Below are 23,955 nucleotides of genomic sequence, written 5' to 3' on the forward strand. Positions count from 1 at the left end.
CTTATTTCTTATTGATGCAAAGAAAGCCCCTTAATTGCTTTATCGACCAATTTTTTAGGACCTCTTAACGCCACTCCGACCAAATTTAATTGATTCGCATCTTCAGCTAAAAAAACCGCCCGATTATCCTCATCATTTCCTGTAGAAAACATGGCGTGTACATAGGGAATTATCGTTAAATCTTGTTCAATTGCTTTGCGATGCGCTTTTTGTAGTCCTGATAAATCCCCTTCAAATACCAACATTGGCTGCCCTAACATATTGCCATACTCATAGCCATTCGCATCGATATAAGGTTTTCCCAACATTTCAGGTACAGCAGAGGCAATTCCCGTTGCCAAAAAAGCCACCACATTTAGCCTTTGCCACGTCGTAAGATCATTACGGACAATCAGCGCAATTTTTGTGTCAAACATAAACCCCTATCCTGAGTCATAACTTTAGGTCGCTCATCATGACTCTTCAGATTTTTCTCGTCTTGTACGTTTGTGCAGGAGCCATCACAAACGTACAAGATTCTAAATTTGCGAGTCACTATGCTGGGTTGTTTTGTTTTAGTAGATGCGTTTATGGAAATCTTTTTTTATACCTTGAGTGTGATGTATAGCCCCGGTCCAGTAAATTTTATGGGTCTAAATGCTGGGCTAACAGGACAATTCAAAAAAACGATTTATTTTTTTATAGGTGTTGGTTGTGCAATGCTGATGTTATTCATGATTTTTGGATATATTGGCGCAGCGATCATTCCAAGAAATGCTTTGCACTATATTGCTTTGTTCGGTGCACTTTATACGTTTTATCTTTCATACCAAATGTTAAAGGCGGACATTGATATTCGTGATGAAACCACTGGAGTTCAGACTTTGTCTTTCTGGAATGGCTTTTGGATACAAGCCTTAAATCCAAAAGGGATATTAGTGATTTTGCCTGTAACCACGATTATGTATCCAACTGCACATATTACTGGCATTCAAATCTTTTTAGTGTCATTGCTCATTTCACTGGGTGCAGCTGGTGCGCCCTGCCTTTACTCTTGGGCAGGTACAGTATTAGGTAAAAAAATTAAAAATAAAAACTGGTTTAACCGCCTAAACAAAGCCATGGGAATAATGCTGATCATTTCCGGCATATTCATGCTTTATGATTTCTTAAAAGGCATACATCTAATTTAAAACAAAGTTGAGGTCGGTCTATACACAGGCTGGCTTTTAAATAACTTGTTTAAGAAGAGAGCTTATTGATCATCCGCCATATGGCTGTAGTCAAACCGAAGGCTTTTAGAAAATGACGTGTCATATGACTTTGATCAAAAAAACCTGCAATTCGTTCCAGATTATTAGAGTCGGTATCGTTATTTTGAAAAATAGCCTGTATATAAGTCACTCAACCAAGCTACAAATGCCCGCACCCGTGGCGAAAGTTGTCGATGTTGCGGGTACAATGCAGAAACCGACATGGCGGGGCTTTTCCAGTCAGACAAAACCTCAACCAATTGCCCATCTTTTAAATGTTCGGCCACATGGTAGCGTGGCACCTGAATTAACCCTGCCCCACGTAAAGCACCTAATACATAGTTTTCAGCGTCATTTACCGCTATCCAGCTTTTCAAAAAATAATCTTGTTTTTTGCCATTAACCATCAATTCAATTGGATAGTTTCGTCCACCTGTAGTTGAGAAGAAATTAACACAATAATGTAATAACAATTCTTCTGGCTGCAAAGGTGTTCCATACTTATTTAAATAGTCAGGACTCGCACAAATGACTTGCGGCATATCGACCAAATGCCGAGCAATTAAAGATGAATCATCCAGACGTCCTGCTCTCACCACACAGTCTATTCCCTCTCTAATAAGATCAACTAAACGGTCACCCGTACTAATTACCAGTTCAATATCGGGATATAACTCGTGAAATTGATCAATACTGGGTAAAACAATTTTAGTCGCATGTGCACCAGATAAATCAATACGTAATAAGCCGCGTGGCTGTGCCACGACATTGCGCAAAGACGATTCGGCATCATCGAGTTCCGATAATATTTGTGTGCAGCGCTCATAAAATGCCTGCCCATCGAGTGATGGTCTAACATGCCGCGTAGTTCGCTCTAGTAAACGGCACTGTAAATTATTTTCTAACTCTTTAATGGCATTACTTGCTGTAGCGCGTGGGATATTCAATTGGTCGGCTGCCTGACTAAAGCTACCCAACTCTACGATGCGGGTAAAAAGCTGTAAGGTATCAAATTTATCCATAATGCTCTCTTTTTAGCCAACCACATTATTAATGTATTTGGAATTATCTTATCCAATTATGAGACTTTATCCCATATTTCTACATTATTAAAATAAACCATACTTACTCGAACAGGCTAGTTAAACAATGAATATTTCGAAAAAAACAGCTCTTGTCACTGGTGCATCTCGTGGTATTGGCCGTGCTATTGCCGAACGTCTAGCTCAAGATGGTTTTTATGTGATCATTAATTATGCTGGCAATGCAAATCATGCCCAAGCAGCTGTAGATCATATTATTGAGCAAGGTGGTCAAGCCTCTGCCATTCAAGCCGATGTTGCAAATGAACATGATGTTAGCCGTTTATTTCAGCAGGCAAAAGCCATTAATGGTCAATTAGATGTCGTGGTTCATAGCGCAGGCATTATGCCTATGGCAAAAATTACACCTGAAGCTCTGCCTGATTTCGATAAAGTGATTCATACCAATTTACGGGGTGCATTTTTAATATTGGCTCATGCGGCCGAAACAGTACCAGATGGTGGCCGAATTATTACGCTTTCAACCAGTGTAATTGCTAAATCTTTTCCGGCATATGGTCCCTATATTGCATCCAAAGCAGGTGTAGAAGGTTTGGTACATGTGTTAGCAAATGAGTTACGCGGCCGAAATATTACTGTAAATGCAGTTGCGCCCGGCCCGACAGGTACTGACCTTTTTTACAATGGAAAAACTGACGAGCAGGTTTCGGCTATTGCAAAACTTGCCCCATTGGAAAGAATTGGAACACCTGAAGAAATTGCCAGTGTAGTTGCCATGCTAGCTGGCCCAGATGGGCGTTGGGTAAATTCACAAGTCATTCGAGTAAATGGTGGATTTGCTTAATTTTTAAATTATATTTAATCTAAGTTTGGAATATGTAAAGTATATTCCAAACTTATAAATGGCTATGCTGTGAAACGTAACAAGTCTAAATTAAAGAAATAATTCCCAAATCAATCTCAATGCAATCCCAATTAATAAAACTCCCATTACCCGCTCAAAATAAACTCCAAACTCTAAAAATCGTTTACGTACAATAGGCTGTGCAAACAGCACACTCACCACCATAAACCAAATAGCATTAACCATACACATCCACACTCCATAAAAAACCTGAACTTTCATCGGTGTGGTGGTACTTACAATCGTCGTAAAAATTGCCAGAAAAAAGATGGTGGCTTTTGGGTTTAATGCATTGGTGAGAAAACCCATCGTAAAAGCTTTAAACAAACTTGGAGCATCACTATCAGTTTGGCTATTGATCTCAAGATTTGTATTCGGCTGACTACGTAAACATTGCCATCCTAAATACACTAAGTAAGCTGCCCCCGCTGTTCTGATCAGTGACATGAGCCATTCGCTTTGTTGAATCAAAAAGCCAATACCAACAAGTGTATAAAATACATGCACTGAAATTCCTACACCAATACCAATTGCGGTTAGACATCCAATTAAGTAGCCGTAACGCACACTTTGTCTTACGGTAATCACAAAATCTGGCCCAGGTAAAATCACCGCCATAAAGTGAATGAGCGCTAGCGTTAAAAACTCATGTCCATACAACTGCCACATAACAATTTAATTTCCTGAAAATCACCTAAAAGATTGTATTGCGATTTTTTAGACGCGATAATCCAATCAAAATCCAAATAACTTTTGCCTCATGAGCACAAATCAAAGTCTGGTTCTGTTAAATGAAATGGCGACTTTCGTTAAGGTTGTCGAGTCGGAAAGTTTTTCTGAAACTGCAAGGCAACTTGGTACAACACCTTCTGCTGTTAGTCGCGCGATTGCCCGTTTAGAACGCGCTTTAGGCACCCGCTTACTCTATCGGACCACCCGGAAACTTCGTTTAAGTGAAAGTGGACAGCAGGTTTATCAACGTTGTCTAGATATGGTGAATGCGGCACAAGCAGTGATGGAAAGTTCAGGCCAATTTCATGTCGAACCAGAAGGTATTATTCGCATGAGTGTTCCGAAAGCTGTGGGACATTTTATGATTCATCCGCATTTACCCGAATTTTTAGAACGCTACCCGAAAATTGATATTCAAATGCTTTTAGAAGATCGCTATGTAGACCTGATTGATGATGGGGTTGATTTAGCACTTCGAATTACAGAGCAACCACCAGGTGGCCTTATGGGTCGAAAACTTATTGATATTGATCACTTGGTTTGTGCAACACCTGAGTATTTGGCAAAGCATGGCACACCGAGTCATCCTCATGATTTAAAGCAGCATGAATGTATTTACTTGGGGGAACAAGCGAGTGACTCAAAATGGAAATTTCAACAAGGAAATAAATCGATAAGTGTGGCTGTGCGTGGGCGTTATGCTGCAAACCATACGGGTGTACGTTTAAGTGCCGCATTACAGCACTTAGGTATTGCGAGCTTGCCGTACTTCGTTGCACGCCATGCTCTACAGCAAGGGACCTTAGTTCAGGTTTTACCAGATTGGTATTTTAAGACTTATTATAGCGGTGGGCTGTGGTTACTTTACCCACCGACACGGCATGTCCCGCCTAAATTGAGTGTATTGATTCAATATCTGGCTGATAAATTAGCAGCAGAGCCGACTTTATTTAAGTTAAAGTAATATAAAGTCAAGGAGTTAGCACGATATAATCCTACCTTTTAACCTCTAAAGCACTCAGCTAATTCTGTTACTTTTTTTGAAAAAAGTAACCAAAAAACTTTCTCATCTACAGAACCTGACCACTGTTTACATCTATAAAAAATATTGCCAAAACATTATCTTTATAAATTATGGGCAGGCTGTAGATGAATCCTAGCTCGAGCAAATACTATTTAGAAGGCTCTTAATCTTTAGAAATTATGAGTATGATTACTCAACTAATAGATCTTTTGGATTAATCGTATCGCCATAGACTGGTTTTAAAGTCTTTTCATAAGCTTGATGAATTACCCCTTCTTTAGCCAGTTTCTCTAAATCTTGATTCAACCAGTCCAATAACTCTTTATCACCTTTTTTCACTGCTGGAGCAATTAAGTCCTGCTCACCTAAATTGGTAATGCCAACAGTGTAATTTGGATTTTCTTTAGCCCACGCTAAAACCAGCAAGTTATCATGGGCAAGCGCAGCGCCACGACCATCTTTTAAAGCATCAAAAGTTTCAGTGTTTTGCTCATACTTTTGTAGTTTAATTTCAGGATGAGTCTTGGTGAAAAATGAATCAGCCGTTGTCCCTTTGTTTACCAACAAAGTTTTGTCTTTCAGTTGAGCAACATCTGTAATTGGATGGCTTTTAGGAGAAACCACGCCCAAAGCAACTTTTAAATAAGGCTTAGCAAAATCGACCACTTCTTTACGTTCTGGCGTAACGGTAAAGTTTGCAAAAATAATATCCACTTTATTGGCTTTTAAATATTCGACACGGTTAGCCGCTTCAGTTAAAACAAACTCAACTTTGTTTTCATCACCGAGCAGATCTTTAGCAACATGCTTGGCAATCTCTACATCAAAGCCCTGATTTTTCCCTTGGGCATCTAAATATCCAAACGGCGGTTTATCGCTAAATACACCAATTCGTACTACGCCATTCTTTTTGATCTGTTCAATACTCGACACAGTTTGTGTGGTATCTGCCGTTTTTTCAGTAGACTGAGTTCCTTTGTCACATGCAACTAAACCTAAACTCAGTAAAGATGCCGCCAAAATATACTTCACGTTTTGAAATGTTAATGTTGTCATTATTTCACCCTATCGTTCTTGTAAAAGTCGTATTTAAAATAGCAGCGCCTAGTTTTAGGCACTGCTTCAGCGATATTAAAAATTATTGGCCTACATCTAAAAACACATTCGGATTGACCGAGTCACCGTAAATTGGTTTCAAGGTTTCATCATAAATTTTCTTAATTTCACCACTTGTTCTGAGCTGCTTGATTTCAGTATTGAGCCAATTCAATAGTTGGGTATTGCCCTTTTTAACTGCTGGTGCAATAAACTCTTGATCACCAATAGACTGAATACCTGCCACATAACTTGGGTTCTTTGCGGCCCACGCTAAAGCATAGGTACTATCTTGTGAAATCGCGTCGCCACGACCGTCGGTTAAGGCTTTAAAGGCATCCGAATTTCTTTCAAACTTGAGTAAATTCACTTTAGGATAATGCTTGGTAAAGTAGGTATCTGAACTGGTGCCTTTATTTACAATTAAGGTCTTACCTTCTAATTGGGCAATATCTGTAATTGGCTTGGCTTTAGGAGAGACTATGCCGAAAGCACCTTTTAAATAAGGTTCGGCAAAATCGACAACCTCTTTGCGTTCAGGGGTTACCGTAAATGTCGCGAACACCATATCGGCACGATTTGATTTTAAAAACTCCACCCGATTTGAAGCTTCAGTCACAATAAACTCAACTTTTTTTTCATCACCGAGCAAATCTTTAGTCACCCGTTTTGCTAAAGCGACATCAAAGCCCTGATTATTCCCCGCGCTATCTACATAACCAAACGGCGGATCATCGGCAAAAACAGCAACTCGTAGAACTCCATTTTTTTTGACTTGTTCTAAAGAATGGTCTTCTTGAACATTACTTGGCTGTTCAGTGGATGGCGTTTTACTACATGCAGTGAGTAACACCCCAGCAACGGCAAGACTGCTTAATATTTTTATTGAATTACGTTCAAACATTCACTTCCTCATGATTCAAATAATAAAAATTTAGTACGACAAAATATTTAAGAAGGCTTTCGCTCGTTCTGTTTTTGGCTGTTCAAAAAATTCTTCTGGTGAAGCCTGTTCAATAATTTTGCCCTTATCCATAAAAATAATGCGGTCGGCAACCTTACGTGCAAAGGACATCTCATGTGTCACAATCAACATGGTCATTCCTTCATTCGCCAATTTAAGGACTACATCAAGCACTTCTCTGACCATTTCTGGGTCAAGCGCAGCGGTAACTTCATCAAGTAAAATGACTTTAGGTTGCATGACCAGTGAACGCACAATAGCGATACGTTGTTTTTGTCCGCCAGACAGTTGGCGTGGATAATCAAGTTTTCGCTCAAACAGTCCAACTCGCTTTAACAACTCATCTGCTACTTGTTCAGCTTCATCGCGGTGGCGTTTTTGTACTTTAAGTGGCCCGAGCAAAATATTGTCAATAACGTTCATATGCCCAAATAGCTCATAGTTCTGAAAAACCATGCCGATTTTTTGACGAGCATTAGTCCAGTCCACATCTTTACCCAAAACACCTGAACCAGTTAAACGGATTTCACCACCCTGAATCGGTTCTAAACCATTAATACAACGCAGTAAGGTACTTTTACCACAGCCCGATGGGCCTAAAATAACAACTACCTCTCCTTGTTCTACATCCAGATCAATGCCCTGTAAAATATGACTTTGTGCAAATGATTTCTGTAATTGTTTTATCGATAACAAAGGCATAATTACTCCCAGACCTTTTCTAAATGTGCCGCCAAACGAGATAAGGGATAGCAAATCAGAAAATACAAAATAAAAATAAAGCCATAAATCCAAAGAGAAGCGCTCGGCACGGTCAACAGCGAATTTTCAATAATTTGCTGGCCAACTTTAATGACCTCAACCACACCAATAAGCACTGCCAAAGAGCTGGTTTTCACCATTCGGGTAAATAAGTTAATCGCGCCTGGTGTTACTCGTTTTAGACTTTGCGGAAAAATGACGTAGATCAAAGTTTGAACATGATTAAGCCCGAGCGCATAAGCTGAATCTCGTTGATGCTGATCAATTGAAGTAATGGCTGCACGCACCAAATCGCCCATTTCAGCCGTACCCCATAAAACAAATACAACAACGCACACCCACATTGCGGAAAACTGCCAGTTAAACCATGTCGCAAAGCCGAAATAAAACACAAACAGCAAAACTAAAATTGGAATGATTCGAATGGCTTCTAAGTACAGGCGGCACAGCGCTTTAACGACTATATTTTTAGAGGTCATAATGACGCCGAAAACTGTGCCGAAAATTGCAGAGAAAAACACCGAAATAAATGCAATTTTTGCAGTTGCCCAAAGTCCCCACATTAAACGTTCGAGGTGATTCGCTTGAAATAGATAATCAAGTTCCATGGCTCACCTTCCGACTTCTGTGCTCCAGATAGCTGGTTAAAATAGACACGGGCAATAAAATAATGAGATAAGCCATGATGAGTAAGAACAACGCTTCTGTGGTTTTATAGTCCATGCCAATTAAGTCTTTGGTGACAAAAAGCAGCTCAACCACAGCAATGGCACTGACCACAGAACTTTCTTTAATCAGAAATAGACAATTTGCCCCGATTGCCGGGATTGAAATAGCCAGTGCTTGAGGAAAAATGACATATCTAAAAATTTGACTCGGTTGTAGACCAATACTTTTTGCAGAATCAATCTGCCCTTTTGCAACAGACTGCAAACCTGCTCGGAAGGCTTCTGCCATATAGCTTCCGCCTAAAAAGGTCAGTCCGATCACACCACAAGCGAAACCATCGATTTTGATACCGAGTTTTGGCAAACCGTAATACAAAAAGAACAATTGAATTAATAAAGGGGTATTTCGAGATAACTCAATATAGAACTGGGCAATTCTATTTAGCACCCGCACGCGATATGTGATTAAAATGCTGCAAATCAGCCCTACAATAATCGCCAAAATAATGCTGATAATTGAGATTTTCAGCGTGGTCAAAGTTGCAGAGAAAAATTGCGGCAACACACTATGGATATACTGCCAGTTCAAGGAAAATTCCAAAAAATAATATTAAAACGTTATAAATATTTAGCTTGATTCAGCCATTAAATATTTGTGTAACGAGTTTATTTTTTTCCCAATTGGTCTAAAACTATTTTTATTAGATAAGCTTTTCTATAAGTTTGATAAATGCGATTTGGCAATCGAAATCTTTCAAATCAGCTGAATACAACTGTTTAAAACATATTCACTAAAACAAAGATGACTGATAAAACCAATAAAAAATCGGACACTCAGGCCCGATTTTTATTTAATTATTTTTAATCTATTGCTTACTTTCTAAGAACATCACCAATACTTGGGTCTTTATCAAAAACCGATTTAGCATATGGGCAAAGCGGAATTACTTTTACTTCTTTTTCACGGACAAAGGCAACTAACGCATCAAGTAATTGGCGGCCTACGCCTTGTCCGCGATAATTTTCATTTACATCTGTGGCATCAATAATTAGCATACCTTCGCCTGCCCATGTATAAGTCATTTCACCAGCAACGGTTTCACCATCAAGTAAGCTAAAGCTGCCGTGTTTTGTATCATCTTTTTGTTGAATATTCACAATGAATTCCTCGTATTACGACTCATATTTATTTAGAAATGACTTTGTATAATCTTTATCTATAAGAACAAATTTATGTGTAAAAAAATAGCCTGTTTTTAGCAGCGAGTCTGTATGCTTTTTAAATACAATCTTCAATTAACTTAATGAAATTCTTGCACCAAACTATTAATGTGCGCCACAGCAGCAGTTCGGTTTTCAACGCAAAGTTTTTCAAAAACATGTTCTAAATGTTTATTCACAGTTCTTGGACTAAGCTCCAAAATTTCTGCAATATCTTTATTGGTTTTCCCTAACAACAACCAGTGCATGACTTCTGCCTCACGTTGAGTCAACTGCGGACAGTATTTCAAAATATCAGCCATTTCCAACGCAGGCGTAGAAGTCTTGATCTGGATCAGATAATTTTTTGCTATGCTCGTTTCAGATTGCCACGGCGTAAGCAATAAAAGCTGTAATTGCTGAGATGGTGTCGAATAAGAACAGCTGGTTAATTTTTTTGGGTCTTTTTCATGCTCTAAGTCTGAAAACCAAGCTTTTAAGCCTGCTTCAAAACCTTCTAATTCGGGTAAATATTGATTTAGTAGATCACTAGCTTTTTGGGTTTTCCACACAATTTTACCCTGAACATCTAGCGCGAGAATGGCTGTTTCCGTTGCATCAATCACCTGCTTTTGTTGCTGCAATAGTTTGGCATGTGCCAAATGTGTTTTTACCCTTGCTAATACTTCTTCAATATTCAGTGGTTTTGTTACATAGTCCACTCCTCCGACCTGAAAACCACGCACAATATGCTCTGTCTCAGACAAGCCCGTCATAAAAATGACGGGAATAAACTGCGTAATTGGGCTCGCTTTAAGCTGTATACAACTTTCAAAACCGTCCATATGTGGCATATTGCCATCAAGCAAAATCATATCTGGTAAGCATCGGTGGGCTATTTCAATAGCACTTAACCCATCGGTTGTGACAAGCACGCGATAACCAGCTTGATCCAGACTTTCATGTAGCAAGCCCAGATTTTCTGGCACATCATCCACAATCAGAATAACAGCCTGCTCGTTTGGAGAAGCTTGCTGAAAAGAAACATGTTGCGCACTCATTGCTTATCCTGAATTAATCGTTGGGCTTGTTTTAAATCAAATTTTTGAATAGCCTGTTCAAGCTGTTCCCATAACTCGTTATGCTCCGGAAAATTTTGACGACATTGCATTAAAGTCTGTTGAATTCCACGAATATAGCCCTGTCCAATCAAATCATTTAACTGTTGCAAGCTTTGCGGTAAATCGAGTAGATCATTATTTTCCGATTGTGTAATTGATGTATGAACAACGACTTGCTCCTGCTTAAACACCTTTACATCAAGTGATTGAGCTTCATTATTTTCAAGTAGTGCATCTGATTTAGAATCAATCCACACCAAGCCTAACTTGTCTCCAATTTTACTCAGCAACAAATTGAGATCGATTGGTTTTAGCATAAAGTCTTCACTTAAGACGGCATCTTGTGGATTGACCTCACGTTCGCCTGCATTCGCTGAAATAATTAAAATCGGCACATTGGTAATATTATTCTGACGCAATAACCGCGCTGTTTCCCACCCGCCCATCAAAGGCATATTTAAATCCATCAAAATCAGATTAGGCTGGAAAATAGGTACATGTCTTAAACAGTCAATGCCCGACTCGGCTTCTTCAATCATAAATCCTAAAGGTTTTAGAAAATTAGCGACTAAGCCTCGGTCCACCGCTTCATTATCGACGACCAAAATTCGTTTTCGCTCGCCTTGATAACCCGTAATTTGGTTGGAGTAAACATTAGAAATTGGATGAACTACTTCTTTTGAAGGTAAGTAAAACTTAATCTTAAACTGTGACCCCTGATTGAGCTGACTACTCACAGATAGCTGGCCACCAAGTAAATCGACCAACAATTTGACAATGGGTAGTCCGAGCCCTGTTCCGGTAAATCCGCCTTGAACCACATTACTGCCCCGTTCAAACGGATTAAATATTCGTTCTAAATCCGCTTCGGCGATACCACAGCCTGTATCTCTAATTTCAAAGTAAGCCGTTTGAAAACGGTACTCAACCTTCAAAGTAATTGTACCGCTCGTCGTAAACTTTAAAGCATTGCCTAGTAAATTGATGAGTACTTGTTCTAAGCGTTTTTTATCAGTACGAACATAGTGCGGCAGGTTCTCTCCAATTTCATAAACAAACTGTAAATTCTTCTGTTCAAACTGTGGCTGAAACATTTGAATAATTTGTTCTATAAAATTTGGGAAATGTACATCCACTACATTTAAAGAAATCTTGCCCGTTTCAATTCGGGCTAAATCTAGTAAACCGTCAATGAGTGAAGTCAAATGCTGCCCACTGCGACTAATCACCCCGAGCGCCATTTTGCCTTGCTCTGAAAGCTGTTCTTGTTTTTGAAGCAATTGGCTATAGCCCAAAATACTATTTAGAGGTGTTCTTAGTTCGTGGCTAATACCAATGACATAACGGCTTTTTGCATCATTTGCTCGCTCTGCTGAAATTCTGGCATCTTGCAGGTCCTTTGAAGTGACTTCATGGGCAGCAATTTCATCAAACAATAATGCCGTTTGTTGGTGTGTCTCGATTTCGGCATTCCGACGGCTTTCATCGTTTAACACTAACCACCATGCAGCAACGCTCATCAATAAAAATAAAATGGTGTAAATTTTGACAAACAGTGTAAAGAGCTGTGGAACCGCTGCCGCATTAATGGTTTCTAAATAGGTTTTTTCCTGAATATAAACCAGACTTAAACTCACTGCCAGAACAATAGACAACCCCAGAGTCAGTAATAAATACAAACTGACCCTGCTATTTAAACGGCTGGCCCAACGTTCGGGTAAATAGTGCCAGATGGCTTTTTTGAGCTGTACTGACCAACGCGCGTCAGGTTTGCATAAGTCGTGGCAGCGTGCTTCAAGTGAACAGCATAATGAGCAAATCGTACCATTATAGGCTGGACAGCCCGCCATATCAGCAAGTTCATAGTCCCGTTCACATACCACGCAGTTAGCAACCGAAGTCGCCTGAATTTTTTCAGGCTGGCGTGCAATGTAATATTTGCCTTTGGTTAAGTAAGCAATAACAGGAACACATAACACCGCACTCCCCAAAGCAATAAAACTCGCCAAGCCTTTTGCCATCAGTCCGAAAAAGCCCAAATAACTCAGCATTGATAACACTGAAGCGATGAGTAAGGCACCCACGCCTACGGGATTAATGTCATATAAATAAGCACGGCGAAATTCAATTCCCTTTGGGCTTAAACCTAAAGGTTTACAGATAATTAAATCGGCAACCACGGCACCGATCCATGCCAAAGCAATATTGCTATATAGCCCCAAAATACGTTCAACCGCGTGGCTAATGCCCATTTCCATCAAAACAATGGCAATAAACACGTTAAAAAGAAGCCAGACAATTCGCCCCGGATGGCTATGCGTCAGACGAGCAAAAAAGTTTGACCATGCCAATGAGCCAGCGTAGGCATTGGTCATATTAATTTTAATTTGCGCCAAGCAAACCAGTGCTAATGTGAGAATTAAAGCAAGCTGAGTATTTGGAATAAATTGTTGATAGGCAACCCAATACAAATAAGTCGGATTGTCTAGTTCAGAGACAGGAATAAACAGCTGAAAAGCCAACACCATCAGCAGCATGCCCATCAAAACTTTTAGAAATCCGAAAATAATCCAAGATGGGCCACCTAAAAAAACGGCAAAACGCCATGCAGTTCTGTTCTTTTCTTTTTGCGGTAAAAAACGTAAATAGTCGGCCTGCTCACCAATTTGGATCACAAATGAAAAAATAAGAGTGCACGCCGCACCAAAGTAATACAGATTGAAATCGGTTGAGTTTGAAACCGCCCCAACAAAATGCAAACTACTGCTTAAAATTTGCGGCTGTTTCCAAAGTACAAAAAACCACGGTAATAACAGCAATAATAGCCAGATTGGTTGTGTGATCGCCTGAACCTTATTAATAAAACCAATACCTTTGACCACTAAAGGTAAAATGACTAAGGCAGAAATTAAGTACCCGATAACTTGCGGAATACCTAAAGCAAGCTCAAGTGCCATCGCCATAATTGCGGCTTCAAACGCAAGCAAAATAAAGGTAAAGCTGGCATAAATTAGAGATGTAATGGTCGAGCCAATGTAGCCAAAACCTGCACCACGAGTAAGCAGATCAACATCTACATTATATTTTGCAGCGTAGTAACTAATCGGCCAACTGGTCAAAAATATGATGGTGCATACGACAATTGCTGCCCATAACGCATTGCTAAAGCCATACTGCCAAAGCATGGTCGCCCCAATGGCTTCCATAGCCAAAAAGCTAACGGTCGAAATTGCGGTGTTGGTCACCGTCCAAGGCGACCATTTACGTACTGAGGTAGGTGCATAGCGGAGTGCATAATCTTCGATACTTTCATCTGCCACCCAAATATTATATTCACGGCGTGTTTTGATCACACGTTGTGGCGCTTGTTGGGGGCGGGAAGAATCTGGCATAACACTCATGTTTCGGATGTGGCTGCATTAAACTTAGCAATCCTTATGCCAAAAGTCATTTATCATGGCGATTTTCTCGAATACGCACATATACGCAAAATAACGTATTTTCAATTTTTCCCAAAAATCACACACTCAAAACCATCAAAAAACAATGATCAATATTTGTGTTGATTGACCGAAAATGATTGGGAGATTGATGTTATGAGTGTATCTGAACATCCAAATCTGGACACTGTGCAAGGTACAGATTCACAAAAAGCAGTGAATGAAACCTTAGAAGATTATACTTTACGTTATGCTCCACACAGCTTTCGGCGCTGGAGTCCCAAAGTTGTCGCTATTACTGCTCTTGGTGGTATTGCCTATCTTGCTGACTTTTCTATTGGCGCCAGTATTGGTATGTCTTACGGAACAACCAATGCTGTTTTCTCCATTTTATTTGCAGCGATTATTATCTTCTTAACCGGCATTCCTTTAGCCTACTACGCAGCGCGCTATAACATCGATCTTGACTTGATTACCCGTGGCGCAGGTTTCGGTTATATCGGCTCAGTCCTGACCAGTATCATTTTCGCCAGTTTTACCTTTATTTTCTTTGCCCTTGAAGGTTCAATCATGGCGCAAGGGTTATTGCTCGGTTTAGGCATTCCGCTTTGGGCAGGTTACCTCATCTCAACAGTTATGGTCATACCGCTGGTGATTTACGGCATGAAAGCCTTAAGTAAATTACAAGTCTGGACTACCCCGCTTTGGCTCGTTCTGATGATTGGTCCTGTGGCCTATCTGATTTATCAAGAGCCTACTTTAGTCAGCCAGTTTGCAACTTTTACTGGTAACGAAGGTTTCGCAACTGTAGACATGGCAGCAATCATGTTAGGTGCTGGTATATGTTTATCGCTAATCATGCAAATTGGTGAGCAAATTGATTACTTACGTTTCATGCCTGCTAAAACAAAAGAAAATAGCAAAGCATGGTGGGCTGCGGTTATTTCAGCGGGTCCGGGTTGGGTGATTTTAGGGGCAATTAAACAAATTATTGGGGCATTTCTAGGGTTCTATTTACTTACTAAAATTCCGGGCGTAAACAGCACTGAACCTGTTCAACAGTTTAATGCAGCGTTTCATGACATGCTTCCGGGCTGGGCAGCTTTAACACTTGCAGTGATTTTGGTAGTTATTTCTCAAATTAAAATTAATGTGACCAATGCTTACTCTGGTTCCCTTGCATGGACAAGTGCCTACACACGTATTAGCAAACATTATCCTGGTCGTATTGTGTTTGTGATGGTGAACTTGGCAATTGCGCTTGCTTTAATGGAAGGCAACATGTTCGCGGTACTGGGTAAAATCTTAGGGTTCTATTCAAACTTTGCAATTGCTTGGGTTGTGGTTGTTGCAACAGATATTTCAATTAATAAATATGTATTAAAACTTTCACCGAAAGAACCGGAATACCGCCGTGACATGCTCTACAATGTAAACCCTGTCGGTATGGTTGCGTTCCTTGTATCAGCAGGCTTATCAATTGCAGCGTTCTTCGGCTTACTCGGTAGTTTCTTGGCACCTTACTCTCCGCTTATCGCGCTTGTACTTGCTTTTGTATTAACGCCAATCATGGGCTTATTAACCAAAGGAAAATACTACATCAAGTCACATGATGACGGTATTAAAGAACCACGTTACGATGTTGAAGGTACACCAGTTGCAACGGTTTACCACTGCCGCGTATGTGAGCAAGGTTACGAGCGCCCAGATATTATGTTCTCTCACAAACATAACGGCACGATCTGCTCTTTGTGTAAAACACTCGACGCTTAAATACTCTCGAAACTAAAAAAGAAGCTTTAAAGCTTCTTTTTTTATATCTGATGATTTTAGCCAATCGGAAATAAGCGTTCAGGCACTACATCTTTCATCACAATAGTTGAGATGAGCCGTTGCACACTCGGTATAGCAGATAGCTTTTCATCATATAGCCGTTGAAAAGCCGGCAAATCTTTAGCCACCACATGCAGCAAATAGTCTGGCTCACCAAACAAACGCTGTGCCTGAATAATTTGCGGAATCTCAATCACGGCATTTTCAAACTTCTCGACTGCCTGTTTATCACCTTCTTTAAGCGTAATAAAAACAATCGCTGAAAATTCAAATCCCACTAAATTGGGGTCGAGTTCTGCCCGATAACCTTTAATCGCTCCCGACTCCTCTAAAGCCTTCACCCGTCTGTGACAAGGTGAAATACTCAAACCGACTTTTTCTGCCAACTCAGTAATAGATAATCGGCCATTTAATTGCAATTCAGCAAGAATCTTTTTATCTGTGCGATCCATTTAGAAAAATTTACCCCAAATGTGTGTGATATGAGCAAACATTTAAAAGCACATTCTAAATACATGAGCATATTATTTTCAACAAGTTCGAATGAATAGGAATTTTTTCTAAACCGCGAGCGAAACCTTTGGAAAAATAATTTGCCGAGATAAGCATATGGCTTTTAATATTTTTATTACATTTTGGAGCGTCTCTATTCTTTTTATTATTACGCCAGGGGCAGACTGGGCCTATGCCATTTCGGCAGGAATTAAAGGCAAAGTCGTCGTACCCGCTGTTGCAGGTATGCTATTTGGACACTTTATTACGATTTTATTGGTAGCGGCTGGTGTTGGCTTGCTTGTAGCAAATCATCCAACTGCCCTCATGATTCTCACGGTGGCGGGTTCTGCTTATTTATTATGGATGGGAATAAATTTACTCATTACCCCTCCTACCCCGAATCAGTCCGATTCTGAAAAAGCGCAGTCATGGTTAAGTTGGGCAACTAAAGGCGTTTATGTGAGTGGCTTAAACCCGAAAGTTTTTTTGCTCTTTTTAGCCCTGCTTCCTCAATTTATTGACACCACTGCTTCATGGTCAGTGACGACACAAATTCTTGCCTTTGGTGTTGTACACATGATTAGCTGCGCGATTATTTACTTAATGGTGGGTTATGGTTCAGAGGCCATTTTAAAAACCAGACCGCAGGCAGCACAGTTAGTGGGCCGTTTTTCGGGCGGTTTGATGGTTGCTATCGCTACATGTTTATTGATTGGGCAAATTTAAGAAGTTATTTAGCAAAAAGTTACTGGCTCACTTCACGGGTCAGTAACTTAAGTAAAAAAAATACAAGAAAAATTTATCTCATTCGTTTGAGGTTATACGTCACAACTCCCCAAATCACCAGTTCTTGCCCCTCTTCAATATAAATATTCTGATAATCAGGATTTTCTGCTTTTAGCCAAACTTTAGGTGGCTGAAATTGTGTATCAATCATTAAGCGCTTAACGGTGAAATCATTGTCGATGAGTGCAATTACAATATCACCCGATTTAGCGGGAATACTACGATCCACAATAAGCGGATCATTAATATCAATTCCAGCATCTAACATTGATAAAGAATTAGCTTTGACAATAAACGTGGCATTTTCATTTCTAATTAAATATTCATTTAAATCGAGTGCTTGCTCAATATCATCTTGTGCAGGTGAAGGAAAACCTGCTGCAACACGTTCTGTTGCCAAAGGAATGTGATAAATTTTATCGTTATTCGGATGCACTGGTTGAACGTTAAGTTTTGAGTTAAAGTCGGTCAAGTTATTGGTTTTGACATTATTCAATAACCAATTTTTGATAAAGTTAACTTGGGACTCGGGAACACGAATAACTTTGGTGGGTTCATTGAACTGTGCTTTACGTCCGGCATTTTCTCGTGCACCACCATGCTCGAACTCTTTTTTCTTGGGCATATCGCCTCCCTTATCACCGTTCAAATCCTACACAAACAATGTAACTTGAAAAAGTTACATTTTCAAGTTGACGAAATATTTTTTTTGCATAACAATAAATCTCATGATCAGATTTTAATCCATTTTGTTTTTAACAGGGATGTTTTGAGCGAAATGGCAATTTGAAGAAAATCAAAACCTATTTTGAAATAGTCTTTATCGCTGACTGTTTTTGATTTTTATCAAATGAGATTCTGAACACTTAACATTCTGGTTAAATTCAGTTTTTGGTATGGAGACATGCGAAATGAAAAATCAACGTGATGCGGTTTTAGGTTATGCAAATGAGCAACATGCTTATTATATCCGCCTCATTGAAAATGATGCGGTTTTAGGTGAAAGCTATGGATTATTCTGTGAAAATCCAGATAGCGAAGCAGCCGAAAGTATTATGACGACACTATTCTTAAAAAAATCTTTTTGGTTAAACGGGTCTGAATATCTTGATATTGTAAAAGGCCTACAACCTCTCCCTCAGTAAATACAGTAAGTAAGCTAACAACAAAGGAGGCAAAAGCCTCCTTTGTTGTTAAAACATTCTGCTTAAGACGTAAAACGTCCGTAGGCATCACGTTTTTGATTACGAGAGTTTTGACCACGGCCATCATAATCATCGTCGTCATCACGGCTGCGACCACGACCTCGTCCACCTGAGCGACCACCGCGATCATCATCGTCGTCGTCATCACGGCTGCGACCACGACCTCGTCCGCCTGAACGGCCACCGCGATCGTCATCATCGTCGTCATCACGGCTGCGGCCACGACCTCGTCCGCCTGAACGGCCACCGCGATCGTCATCATCATCGTCATCACGGCTGCGGCCACGACCTCGTCCACCTGAGCGACCACCGCGATCGTCATCATCATCGTCATCACGGCTGCGGCCACGACCTCGTCCGCCTGAACGGCCACCGCGATCGTCATCATCATCGTCGTCATCACGGCTGCGGCCACGACCTCGTCCGCCTGAACGGCCACCGCGATCGTCATCATCATCGTCGTCATCACGGCTGCGGCCACGACCTCGTCCGCCTGAGCGGCCACCGCGATCGTCATCATCATCGTCATCACGGCTGCGGCCACGACCTCGTCCACCTGAACGGCCACCGCGATCATCATCATCGTCGTCATCACGGCTGCGGCCACGACCTCGTCCGCCTGAACGGCCACCGCGATCGTCATCATCATCGTCGTCATCACGGCTGCGGCCACGACCTCGACCACCTGAACGGCCACTGCGATCGTCATCATCATCGTCATCACGGCTGCGGCCACGACCTCGACCACCTGAACGGCCACCGCGATCGTCATCATCATCGTCGTCATCACGGCTGCGACCACGACCTCGCCCGCCTGAACGGCCACCGCGATCGTCATCATCGTCGTCATCACGGCTGCGGCCTCGGCCTCGTCCGCCTGAGCGGCCACCGCGATCATCATCGTCATCGTCGTCATCACGGCTACGACCTCGGCCTCGACCACCTGAACGGCCACCGCGATCGTCATCATCGTCATCATCATAACGGCTGCGACCACGGCCACTTGAGCGGCTACCGCGATCGTCATCATCATCGTCATCATCACGACTGCGGCCACGACCATTACGGTCATTTTTATGACTTAAAGCACCCGCTTCACGTGCTTCTTCAGACGTAAATTCATGAGCGTTACCACTTGCATGGGCTGCTCGGCCAGCTTCACGAGCTTCTTCAGAAGTAAACTCATGTGCATTACCACTCGCGTGAGCTGCTCGCCCACCTTTGCTGGCTATTTCTCGTACTCTTTCAGGATCCATACTTGCAAATCCACGATTTGAAGTACCTGTTCTATTGTTATCATCATCTTCATATCTAGTATTAGCCATAGTTATATCTTCCTATATTTAATTATAGTCACTACCGCTTTTGGTTAACGGATTTAATTAAGATAGAAGATCTGTAATATTTTCCCACCTAGGCTCTGTATCAATCGATTTAAATGTATATAAAATTAAAATTTTAATTTTTTATAACTATATTATTTAAATAAGAATTTATATATTCCAACTTTTATTCAACTTTACCTTTTATATAATTATTCACTCATTATTACTCAAGCGCACATTAAAATATATTCTTACAATCGGTTTTAAAACTATCATATAAATAACAAAACAGTTTAAATAAAAACAAAAAGTAAAACTATGAAACATCCCCACCTAAAAAAATACAAATGAAAAACAAATAATTTTATTAAAAAACAGAAACATATATCATTACATTTCTTTAAAATCTTTACTTGAGTAATAAAAAATACTATTTAAAAATTAATTTAAGATATTTTGAGTGAGTTAGCCATGAAAGTAGATCAACAATCATCACTTCCACAATATATTCATATTTCTATTCCAGAAATTCTATTAAGTCATATTAAGTCTAAGAATTCATGGCAAAATTATGATCAAGAATGGAGTTATAGATTAGATCCCCCACATGCAAGCCACCCCTTCCAAAGAGACTTATACATTATTAAATCAAAAGATATGAAACAAGAAGATATAAAATTATTGCTCGATAATATAGTGCATCAAGATAATAAAGCTCCACAGAATATAGAGGGAGCAAAAAAAGTTATTCAGGAAATATTAGACTTATCTAACAATATACCGATAGAAAATTGGTTAGAAGATACAGGAAACCGCTCTATTATTGAGAGCATGATTGATAAAAATAAAATTAAATTAATGGATATTATGTAATTCTCAAATCTAAAATATTTTTTTACATCCTTATATATAAAATAACAAAGACAACTTATTAAAAAATTCATTTTACTTATATTTACGCAACAACAGTTCACCCTATGAAAATTAGATATTCATACAGAGGTATTTAAAACATGGAAAATTCAACAAATCAGTATCCGACGTCTGCTCCAGCACAAGTTCAATCTCATCAACCAGGCGACCAAGAAAAAATGCATCCTGAACCAGAGATTATAAAAAGCTCCCATAAAGGTAGCGAGAAGTTAAAAGGTAAAGTTGCCGTTATTAGTGGTGGTGATAGTGGTATAGGCCGTTCTGTCGCTGTATTGTTTGCCCGTGAAGGAGCCGATATTGCCATCCTTTATCTTGAAGAAGATCAAGATGCCGAAATTACCAAACAGCTCGTGGAAAGAGAAGGACAACATTGCCTTTTATTAAAAGGTGATATTTCTGATCCAGATGTTGCAAAACTAGATATTGATAAAGTTCTACAACAGTACGGCAAAATTAATATTTTAGTGAATAATGCTGGTGTGCAATATCAACAAAAGGAAATTGAGAGCATTAGTAATGAGCAGTTAGAAAAGACATTTAAAACCAATATTTTTCCAATGTTTTATCTTACTAAAGAAGCCATTCCTTATATGGAAGAAGGCGACAGTATTATTAATACGACCAGTATTACCAGCTATCAAGGTCATGATGAGCTAATCGATTACGCAAGTACTAAAGGTGCTATTACTACTTTTACGCGCAGCTTATCGAACAATTTAATGAAACAGAAAAAAGGTATACGAGTGAATGGTGTGGCACCTGGCCCTATCTGGACTCCCCTCATTCCAAGTAGTTTCGATGCAGAAACCGTTGCAGAATTTGGTAAAGATACGCCAATGGGAAGAATGGGACAACCAAGTGAAGTTGCTCCTGCTTATCTTTTCCTTGCCTCAGATGATGCAAGTTATATTACAGGTCAGGTGATTCATGTAAACGGTGGTCAAATCGTTAATGGCTAATCATTAAGATATAAAAAAGCCCTGAAAGTTAAAGCTTTCAGGGCTTTTTTTATTTGTTAAGCTGGTACGTGAGCAGCTATTTGTTCTCGTGACCAAACACGATGAGCCATAATCAAGTTTTTGAATTTTTCAGCAATTTGCTGGAATTCATCTTCAACTAGCGTACCTTCATCGGCGACTAAACCTAGCGGTTCAAGTAAATCAGATTTATTTCCTAAAAATGCAATTGGCTTTAAATGTTTATAAGCTTCGAGTACATAGTGGCGCGCTACGCCATCTTGCATAACAGCATTTAAATTATCGCCATCAGGAATAATCACCGCATCATAAGCGATTGAAGGTTCAGCCATTTGCATGCCATCAGCCACAATAATGTTGTCTTTATGGTCTTTTACTGGAGCCAAGCTCGGCGCTAGTAAATGAACAACCGCACCTTCTTTAATCGCCCAATTTTTAATAGCTTCAAGTGTATCTGACTTCACAAGGTTATGAATAAGCACAGCAACTTTTCGGCCTTGAATATCTTCTGGAGGGAAAGCCAAGAAAGATAATTTAGCCGATTTTTCAACTGCGGTTTTCTTATAATCTAGCGTTAAATCAGGAACTTCGATTCCTAAATTAGCACCCACTTGTCGAGCCAAGTCTAGATCAATATTTGCCAAAATTTGTTGAACTTGGCGCTCACGGATGTGTTTTCTTTGCACTTTACTTAATTCAAAAGTATAGGCATCGACCACATGCTTTTGCTCATGAGGCGCAAGGCTCTTGTAGTAAAGGCGCGGTTGTGAAAAATGGTCGGAAAAGGTTTCACTTCTTTGACGAAGTTTATGTCCACTAATATTTTCAGGATAGCTTTCGAAACCACCATTTGAAGCCGCAGGTGGTGTTTCTGCTGGCCAATCATTATCAATTGAGTTTGGTTGATAGGCAGCCTGCCCTTTGTGAATCGTATGTTGGTGAAGACCATCACGTTGATTATTATGGAATGGACATACAGGTTTATTGATCGGAATTTGATGGAAGTTTGGTCCGCCTAAACGGCTTAACTGCGTATCGGTGTAAGAGAATAGACGTGCTTGTAAAAGTGGGTCATTTGTAAAATCAATTCCTGGCACGATATGGCCTGGACAGAAAGCCACCTGCTCTGTTTCTGCAAAGAAATTATCTACATTGCGGTTCAAAACAAATCGGCCAATTGGTGTTACTGGAACCAACTCTTCAGGAATAATTTTTGTTGGATCTAACAAATCGAAGTCAAAGTTCATTTCATCATCTTCTTCGACAATTTGTACACCCAATTCCCATTCTGGATAAACACCATTCTCAATCGCTTCATAGAGATCTCGACGGTGGAAATCCGGATCTTTACCTGCAAGCTTTTGAGCTTCATCCCATACTAAAGCACTTAAACCTTGTTTAGGCGTCCAGTGGAATTTCACGAAATGAGATTTGCCTTGAGCATTAATAAGACGGAATGTATGTACCCCAAAGCCCTGTATTGAGCGTAGGTTACGTGGAATAGCACGGTCCGACATCGCCCAAATGACTGCATGTGCTGACTCAGGCACTAAAGATACAAAATCCCAGAAAGTATCGTGAGCAGTTGCGCCTGTTGGCATTTCTGTATCTGGTTCAGGTTTTACGGCATGCACGAAGTCTGGAAATTTAATACCATCTTGTACAAAAAATACGGGTGCATTGTTACCCACTAAATCGAAATTACCTTCTTGGGTATAAAACTTAATTGCGAAGCCGCGAATATCACGCACAGTATCGGCAGAACCACGTGGTCCTTGCACAGTTGAGAAGCGTACAAAAATTGGCGTTTGAATACTTGGATCGGTTAAAAATCCCGCCTTTGTAAAACGCTCATTTCCTTCATAGGCCTGAAAGTAACCATGTGCACCTACACCACGCGCATGCACGATACGTTCAGGAATCCGTTCATGGTCAAAATGAGTAATCTTCTCTCTTAAAATAAAATCTTCTAGTAGTGTCGAACCACGGATGCCCGCTCTTAAACTATTTTGGTTATCCGCTATTTTAACCCCTTGGTTTGTGGTTAATGCCTCATTGGTTGCATCATCTCTGACTGAGTCTAATTGTTCAGTTTTTTGGGTAGTATTGGCTTTATTTGCAGCGTCCGCACCAGCCATTTCACTTGTTTTATTTGTTGATTTAACATTATCAGTCATGTTCATTACCTATGTTTTAAAGTTAAACGTGGGGTGAAT

General features: G+C 40.2%; 25 protein-coding genes and 1 pseudogene. 10 read left to right on the forward strand and 16 right to left on the reverse strand.

Annotation, left to right across the window (positions count from 1 at the left end; genetic code table 11):
* Positions 1–8: 8 nt before the first annotated feature.
* On the reverse strand, positions 9–416 hold the full coding sequence (locus tag SOI81_RS09995) for a DUF2000 domain-containing protein (protein WP_239975947.1): 408 nt from the start codon (positions 414–416) through the stop codon (positions 9–11).
* Positions 417–569: 153 nt separating this feature from the next.
* Here SOI81_RS09995 and SOI81_RS10000 point away from each other — a divergent pair, with 153 nt between their 5' ends.
* Positions 570–1,172 carry a LysE family translocator gene (locus tag SOI81_RS10000; protein ID WP_239975985.1) on the forward strand — a complete coding sequence of 201 codons (603 nt, stop codon included), beginning with the start codon at positions 570–572 and terminating at the stop codon, positions 1,170–1,172.
* Between the two features lie 49 nt (positions 1,173–1,221).
* Here the strand turns inward: SOI81_RS10000 and SOI81_RS10005 are convergent.
* Positions 1,222–1,323 (reverse strand): annotated as a pseudogene (locus tag SOI81_RS10005) (AraC family transcriptional regulator); the annotation flags it as partial.
* 28 nt (positions 1,324–1,351) lie between these two features.
* Positions 1,352–2,254, reverse strand: a complete 903-nt coding sequence (locus tag SOI81_RS10010; RefSeq protein ID WP_239975946.1) for a LysR family transcriptional regulator — start codon at positions 2,252–2,254, stop codon at positions 1,352–1,354.
* A 127-nt stretch (positions 2,255–2,381) separates the two neighbouring features.
* Here SOI81_RS10010 and SOI81_RS10015 point away from each other — a divergent pair, with 127 nt between their 5' ends.
* A complete protein-coding gene (locus SOI81_RS10015; RefSeq protein ID WP_239975945.1) occupies positions 2,382–3,119 on the forward strand; it encodes an SDR family oxidoreductase in 738 nt (245 codons plus the stop codon).
* Between the two features lie 90 nt (positions 3,120–3,209).
* On the opposite strand, the gene SOI81_RS10020 is transcribed toward SOI81_RS10015, so the two are convergent.
* A complete protein-coding gene (locus SOI81_RS10020; protein WP_239975944.1) occupies positions 3,210–3,848 on the reverse strand; it encodes a LysE family translocator in 639 nt (212 codons plus the stop codon).
* A 91-nt stretch (positions 3,849–3,939) separates the two neighbouring features.
* Here SOI81_RS10020 and SOI81_RS10025 point away from each other — a divergent pair, with 91 nt between their 5' ends.
* Both SOI81_RS10025 and SOI81_RS10030 read left to right on the forward strand, forming a co-directional pair.
* A complete protein-coding gene (locus SOI81_RS10025; RefSeq protein WP_024436138.1) occupies positions 3,940–4,875 on the forward strand; it encodes a LysR family transcriptional regulator in 936 nt (311 codons plus the stop codon).
* A 76-nt stretch (positions 4,876–4,951) separates the two neighbouring features.
* A complete protein-coding gene (locus tag SOI81_RS10030) occupies positions 4,952–5,071 on the forward strand; it encodes a hypothetical protein (RefSeq protein WP_081313448.1) in 120 nt (39 codons plus the stop codon).
* 53 nt (positions 5,072–5,124) lie between these two features.
* Here SOI81_RS10030 and SOI81_RS10035 read toward each other — a convergent pair whose 3' ends face one another.
* From SOI81_RS10035 to artM, 5 genes are all read right to left on the reverse strand, one after another.
* Entirely contained in the window at positions 5,125–5,991 is an 867-nt protein-coding gene (locus SOI81_RS10035; protein ID WP_320540633.1) for a cysteine ABC transporter substrate-binding protein, read from the reverse strand.
* Between the two features lie 82 nt (positions 5,992–6,073).
* The gene (locus SOI81_RS10040; RefSeq protein WP_320540634.1) at positions 6,074–6,934 is read right to left on the reverse strand and encodes a transporter substrate-binding domain-containing protein; all 861 of its coding nucleotides are present in this window, start codon (positions 6,932–6,934) and stop codon (positions 6,074–6,076) included.
* Between the two features lie 30 nt (positions 6,935–6,964).
* A complete protein-coding gene (gene glnQ, locus SOI81_RS10045) occupies positions 6,965–7,696 on the reverse strand; it encodes an amino acid ABC transporter ATP-binding protein (protein WP_320540635.1) in 732 nt (243 codons plus the stop codon).
* Positions 7,697–7,698: 2 nt separating this feature from the next.
* Positions 7,699–8,364 (reverse strand): amino acid ABC transporter permease, encoded by a 666-nt coding sequence (yckA, locus tag SOI81_RS10050; RefSeq protein WP_320540636.1) that lies wholly within the window; start codon positions 8,362–8,364, stop codon positions 7,699–7,701.
* The gene (gene artM / locus SOI81_RS10055; RefSeq protein WP_016141350.1) at positions 8,354–9,013 is read right to left on the reverse strand and encodes an amino acid ABC transporter permease; all 660 of its coding nucleotides are present in this window, start codon (positions 9,011–9,013) and stop codon (positions 8,354–8,356) included. Before artM ends, yckA begins: the two co-directional genes overlap by 11 nt.
* Before the next feature lie 64 nt (positions 9,014–9,077).
* Between artM and SOI81_RS10060 the strand changes: the two genes are divergently transcribed.
* On the forward strand, positions 9,078–9,191 hold the full coding sequence (locus tag SOI81_RS10060) for a hypothetical protein (protein ID WP_086263290.1): 114 nt from the start codon (positions 9,078–9,080) through the stop codon (positions 9,189–9,191).
* Between the two features lie 106 nt (positions 9,192–9,297).
* Here SOI81_RS10060 and SOI81_RS10065 read toward each other — a convergent pair whose 3' ends face one another.
* The 3 genes from SOI81_RS10065 to SOI81_RS10075 all read right to left on the reverse strand — a co-directional run bounded on the left by SOI81_RS10065 (position 9,298) and on the right by SOI81_RS10075 (position 14,146).
* On the reverse strand, positions 9,298–9,582 hold the full coding sequence (locus tag SOI81_RS10065) for a GNAT family N-acetyltransferase (protein ID WP_017390443.1): 285 nt from the start codon (positions 9,580–9,582) through the stop codon (positions 9,298–9,300).
* A gap of 143 nt (positions 9,583–9,725) precedes the next feature.
* Positions 9,726–10,685 carry a response regulator transcription factor gene (locus SOI81_RS10070; protein ID WP_320540637.1) on the reverse strand — a complete coding sequence of 320 codons (960 nt, stop codon included), beginning with the start codon at positions 10,683–10,685 and terminating at the stop codon, positions 9,726–9,728.
* The gene (locus SOI81_RS10075; RefSeq protein ID WP_320540638.1) at positions 10,682–14,146 is read right to left on the reverse strand and encodes an ATP-binding protein; all 3,465 of its coding nucleotides are present in this window, start codon (positions 14,144–14,146) and stop codon (positions 10,682–10,684) included. Before SOI81_RS10075 ends, SOI81_RS10070 begins: the two co-directional genes overlap by 4 nt.
* A gap of 195 nt (positions 14,147–14,341) precedes the next feature.
* On the opposite strand from SOI81_RS10075, the gene SOI81_RS10080 reads away from it, so the two are divergent.
* Positions 14,342–15,958 (forward strand): purine-cytosine permease family protein, encoded by a 1,617-nt coding sequence (locus tag SOI81_RS10080; RefSeq protein ID WP_239975934.1) that lies wholly within the window; start codon positions 14,342–14,344, stop codon positions 15,956–15,958.
* Positions 15,959–16,014: 56 nt separating this feature from the next.
* On the opposite strand, the gene putR is transcribed toward SOI81_RS10080, so the two are convergent.
* Positions 16,015–16,470: an Lrp/AsnC family transcriptional regulator gene (putR, locus tag SOI81_RS10085; RefSeq protein ID WP_000376213.1), complete on the reverse strand. Its 456-nt coding sequence runs from the start codon at positions 16,468–16,470 to the stop codon at positions 16,015–16,017.
* A 157-nt stretch (positions 16,471–16,627) separates the two neighbouring features.
* Here putR and SOI81_RS10090 point away from each other — a divergent pair, with 157 nt between their 5' ends.
* Positions 16,628–17,239 carry a LysE family translocator gene (locus tag SOI81_RS10090; protein ID WP_239975933.1) on the forward strand — a complete coding sequence of 204 codons (612 nt, stop codon included), beginning with the start codon at positions 16,628–16,630 and terminating at the stop codon, positions 17,237–17,239.
* A 73-nt stretch (positions 17,240–17,312) separates the two neighbouring features.
* Here the strand turns inward: SOI81_RS10090 and umuD are convergent, their stop codons facing one another.
* A complete protein-coding gene (umuD, locus tag SOI81_RS10095; protein WP_016141356.1) occupies positions 17,313–17,924 on the reverse strand; it encodes a LexA family protein in 612 nt (203 codons plus the stop codon).
* A 286-nt stretch (positions 17,925–18,210) separates the two neighbouring features.
* Between umuD and SOI81_RS10100 the strand changes: the two genes are divergently transcribed.
* On the forward strand, positions 18,211–18,444 hold the full coding sequence (locus tag SOI81_RS10100) for a hypothetical protein (RefSeq protein ID WP_002114518.1): 234 nt from the start codon (positions 18,211–18,213) through the stop codon (positions 18,442–18,444).
* A gap of 62 nt (positions 18,445–18,506) precedes the next feature.
* On the opposite strand, the gene SOI81_RS10105 is transcribed toward SOI81_RS10100, so the two are convergent.
* On the reverse strand, positions 18,507–19,829 hold the full coding sequence (locus SOI81_RS10105; RefSeq protein WP_320540639.1) for a KGG domain-containing protein: 1,323 nt from the start codon (positions 19,827–19,829) through the stop codon (positions 18,507–18,509).
* A gap of 471 nt (positions 19,830–20,300) precedes the next feature.
* Between SOI81_RS10105 and SOI81_RS10110 the strand changes: the two genes are divergently transcribed.
* Both SOI81_RS10110 and yhxC read left to right on the forward strand, forming a co-directional pair.
* Positions 20,301–20,702, forward strand: coding sequence for a DUF6367 family protein (locus SOI81_RS10110; protein ID WP_320540640.1), 402 nt, complete (start codon positions 20,301–20,303; stop codon positions 20,700–20,702).
* A 140-nt stretch (positions 20,703–20,842) separates the two neighbouring features.
* Positions 20,843–21,721, forward strand: a complete 879-nt coding sequence (gene yhxC, locus SOI81_RS10115; protein WP_016141360.1) for an SDR family oxidoreductase — start codon at positions 20,843–20,845, stop codon at positions 21,719–21,721.
* Between the two features lie 56 nt (positions 21,722–21,777).
* On the opposite strand, the gene katE is transcribed toward yhxC, so the two are convergent.
* On the reverse strand, positions 21,778–23,922 hold the full coding sequence (gene katE / locus SOI81_RS10120) for a catalase HPII (protein WP_320540641.1): 2,145 nt from the start codon (positions 23,920–23,922) through the stop codon (positions 21,778–21,780).
* Between the last annotated feature and the right edge of the window lie 33 nt (positions 23,923–23,955).

The sequence above is a fragment of the Acinetobacter pittii genome, assembly GCF_034067285.1.
Taxonomy (GTDB): Bacteria; Pseudomonadota; Gammaproteobacteria; order Pseudomonadales; family Moraxellaceae; genus Acinetobacter; species Acinetobacter pittii_E.

Coding starts and splice junctions, on each gene's coding strand:
- SOI81_RS09995 (WP_239975947.1), bottom strand. CDS start 416: ATGTTTGACACAAAAATTGCGCTGATTGTCCGTAATGATCTTACGACG.
- SOI81_RS10000 (WP_239975985.1), top strand. CDS start 570: ATGGAAATCTTTTTTTATACCTTGAGTGTGATGTATAGCCCCGGTCCA.
- SOI81_RS10010 (WP_239975946.1), bottom strand. CDS start 2,254: ATGGATAAATTTGATACCTTACAGCTTTTTACCCGCATCGTAGAGTTG.
- SOI81_RS10015 (WP_239975945.1), top strand. CDS start 2,382: ATGAATATTTCGAAAAAAACAGCTCTTGTCACTGGTGCATCTCGTGGT.
- SOI81_RS10020 (WP_239975944.1), bottom strand. CDS start 3,848: ATGTGGCAGTTGTATGGACATGAGTTTTTAACGCTAGCGCTCATTCAC.
- SOI81_RS10025 (WP_024436138.1), top strand. CDS start 3,940: ATGAGCACAAATCAAAGTCTGGTTCTGTTAAATGAAATGGCGACTTTC.
- SOI81_RS10035 (WP_320540633.1), bottom strand. CDS start 5,991: ATGACAACATTAACATTTCAAAACGTGAAGTATATTTTGGCGGCATCT.
- SOI81_RS10040 (WP_320540634.1), bottom strand. CDS start 6,934: ATGTTTGAACGTAATTCAATAAAAATATTAAGCAGTCTTGCCGTTGCT.
- glnQ (WP_320540635.1), bottom strand. CDS start 7,696: ATGCCTTTGTTATCGATAAAACAATTACAGAAATCATTTGCACAAAGT.
- yckA (WP_320540636.1), bottom strand. CDS start 8,364: ATGGAACTTGATTATCTATTTCAAGCGAATCACCTCGAACGTTTAATG.
- SOI81_RS10070 (WP_320540637.1), bottom strand. CDS start 10,685: ATGAGTGCGCAACATGTTTCTTTTCAGCAAGCTTCTCCAAACGAGCAG.
- SOI81_RS10075 (WP_320540638.1), bottom strand. CDS start 14,146: ATGAGTGTTATGCCAGATTCTTCCCGCCCCCAACAAGCGCCACAACGT.
- SOI81_RS10080 (WP_239975934.1), top strand. CDS start 14,342: ATGAGTGTATCTGAACATCCAAATCTGGACACTGTGCAAGGTACAGAT.
- putR (WP_000376213.1), bottom strand. CDS start 16,470: ATGGATCGCACAGATAAAAAGATTCTTGCTGAATTGCAATTAAATGGC.
- SOI81_RS10090 (WP_239975933.1), top strand. CDS start 16,628: ATGGCTTTTAATATTTTTATTACATTTTGGAGCGTCTCTATTCTTTTT.
- umuD (WP_016141356.1), bottom strand. CDS start 17,924: ATGCCCAAGAAAAAAGAGTTCGAGCATGGTGGTGCACGAGAAAATGCC.
- SOI81_RS10100 (WP_002114518.1), top strand. CDS start 18,211: ATGAAAAATCAACGTGATGCGGTTTTAGGTTATGCAAATGAGCAACAT.
- SOI81_RS10105 (WP_320540639.1), bottom strand. CDS start 19,829: ATGGCTAATACTAGATATGAAGATGATGATAACAATAGAACAGGTACT.
- SOI81_RS10110 (WP_320540640.1), top strand. CDS start 20,301: ATGAAAGTAGATCAACAATCATCACTTCCACAATATATTCATATTTCT.
- yhxC (WP_016141360.1), top strand. CDS start 20,843: ATGGAAAATTCAACAAATCAGTATCCGACGTCTGCTCCAGCACAAGTT.
- katE (WP_320540641.1), bottom strand. CDS start 23,922: ATGAACATGACTGATAATGTTAAATCAACAAATAAAACAAGTGAAATG.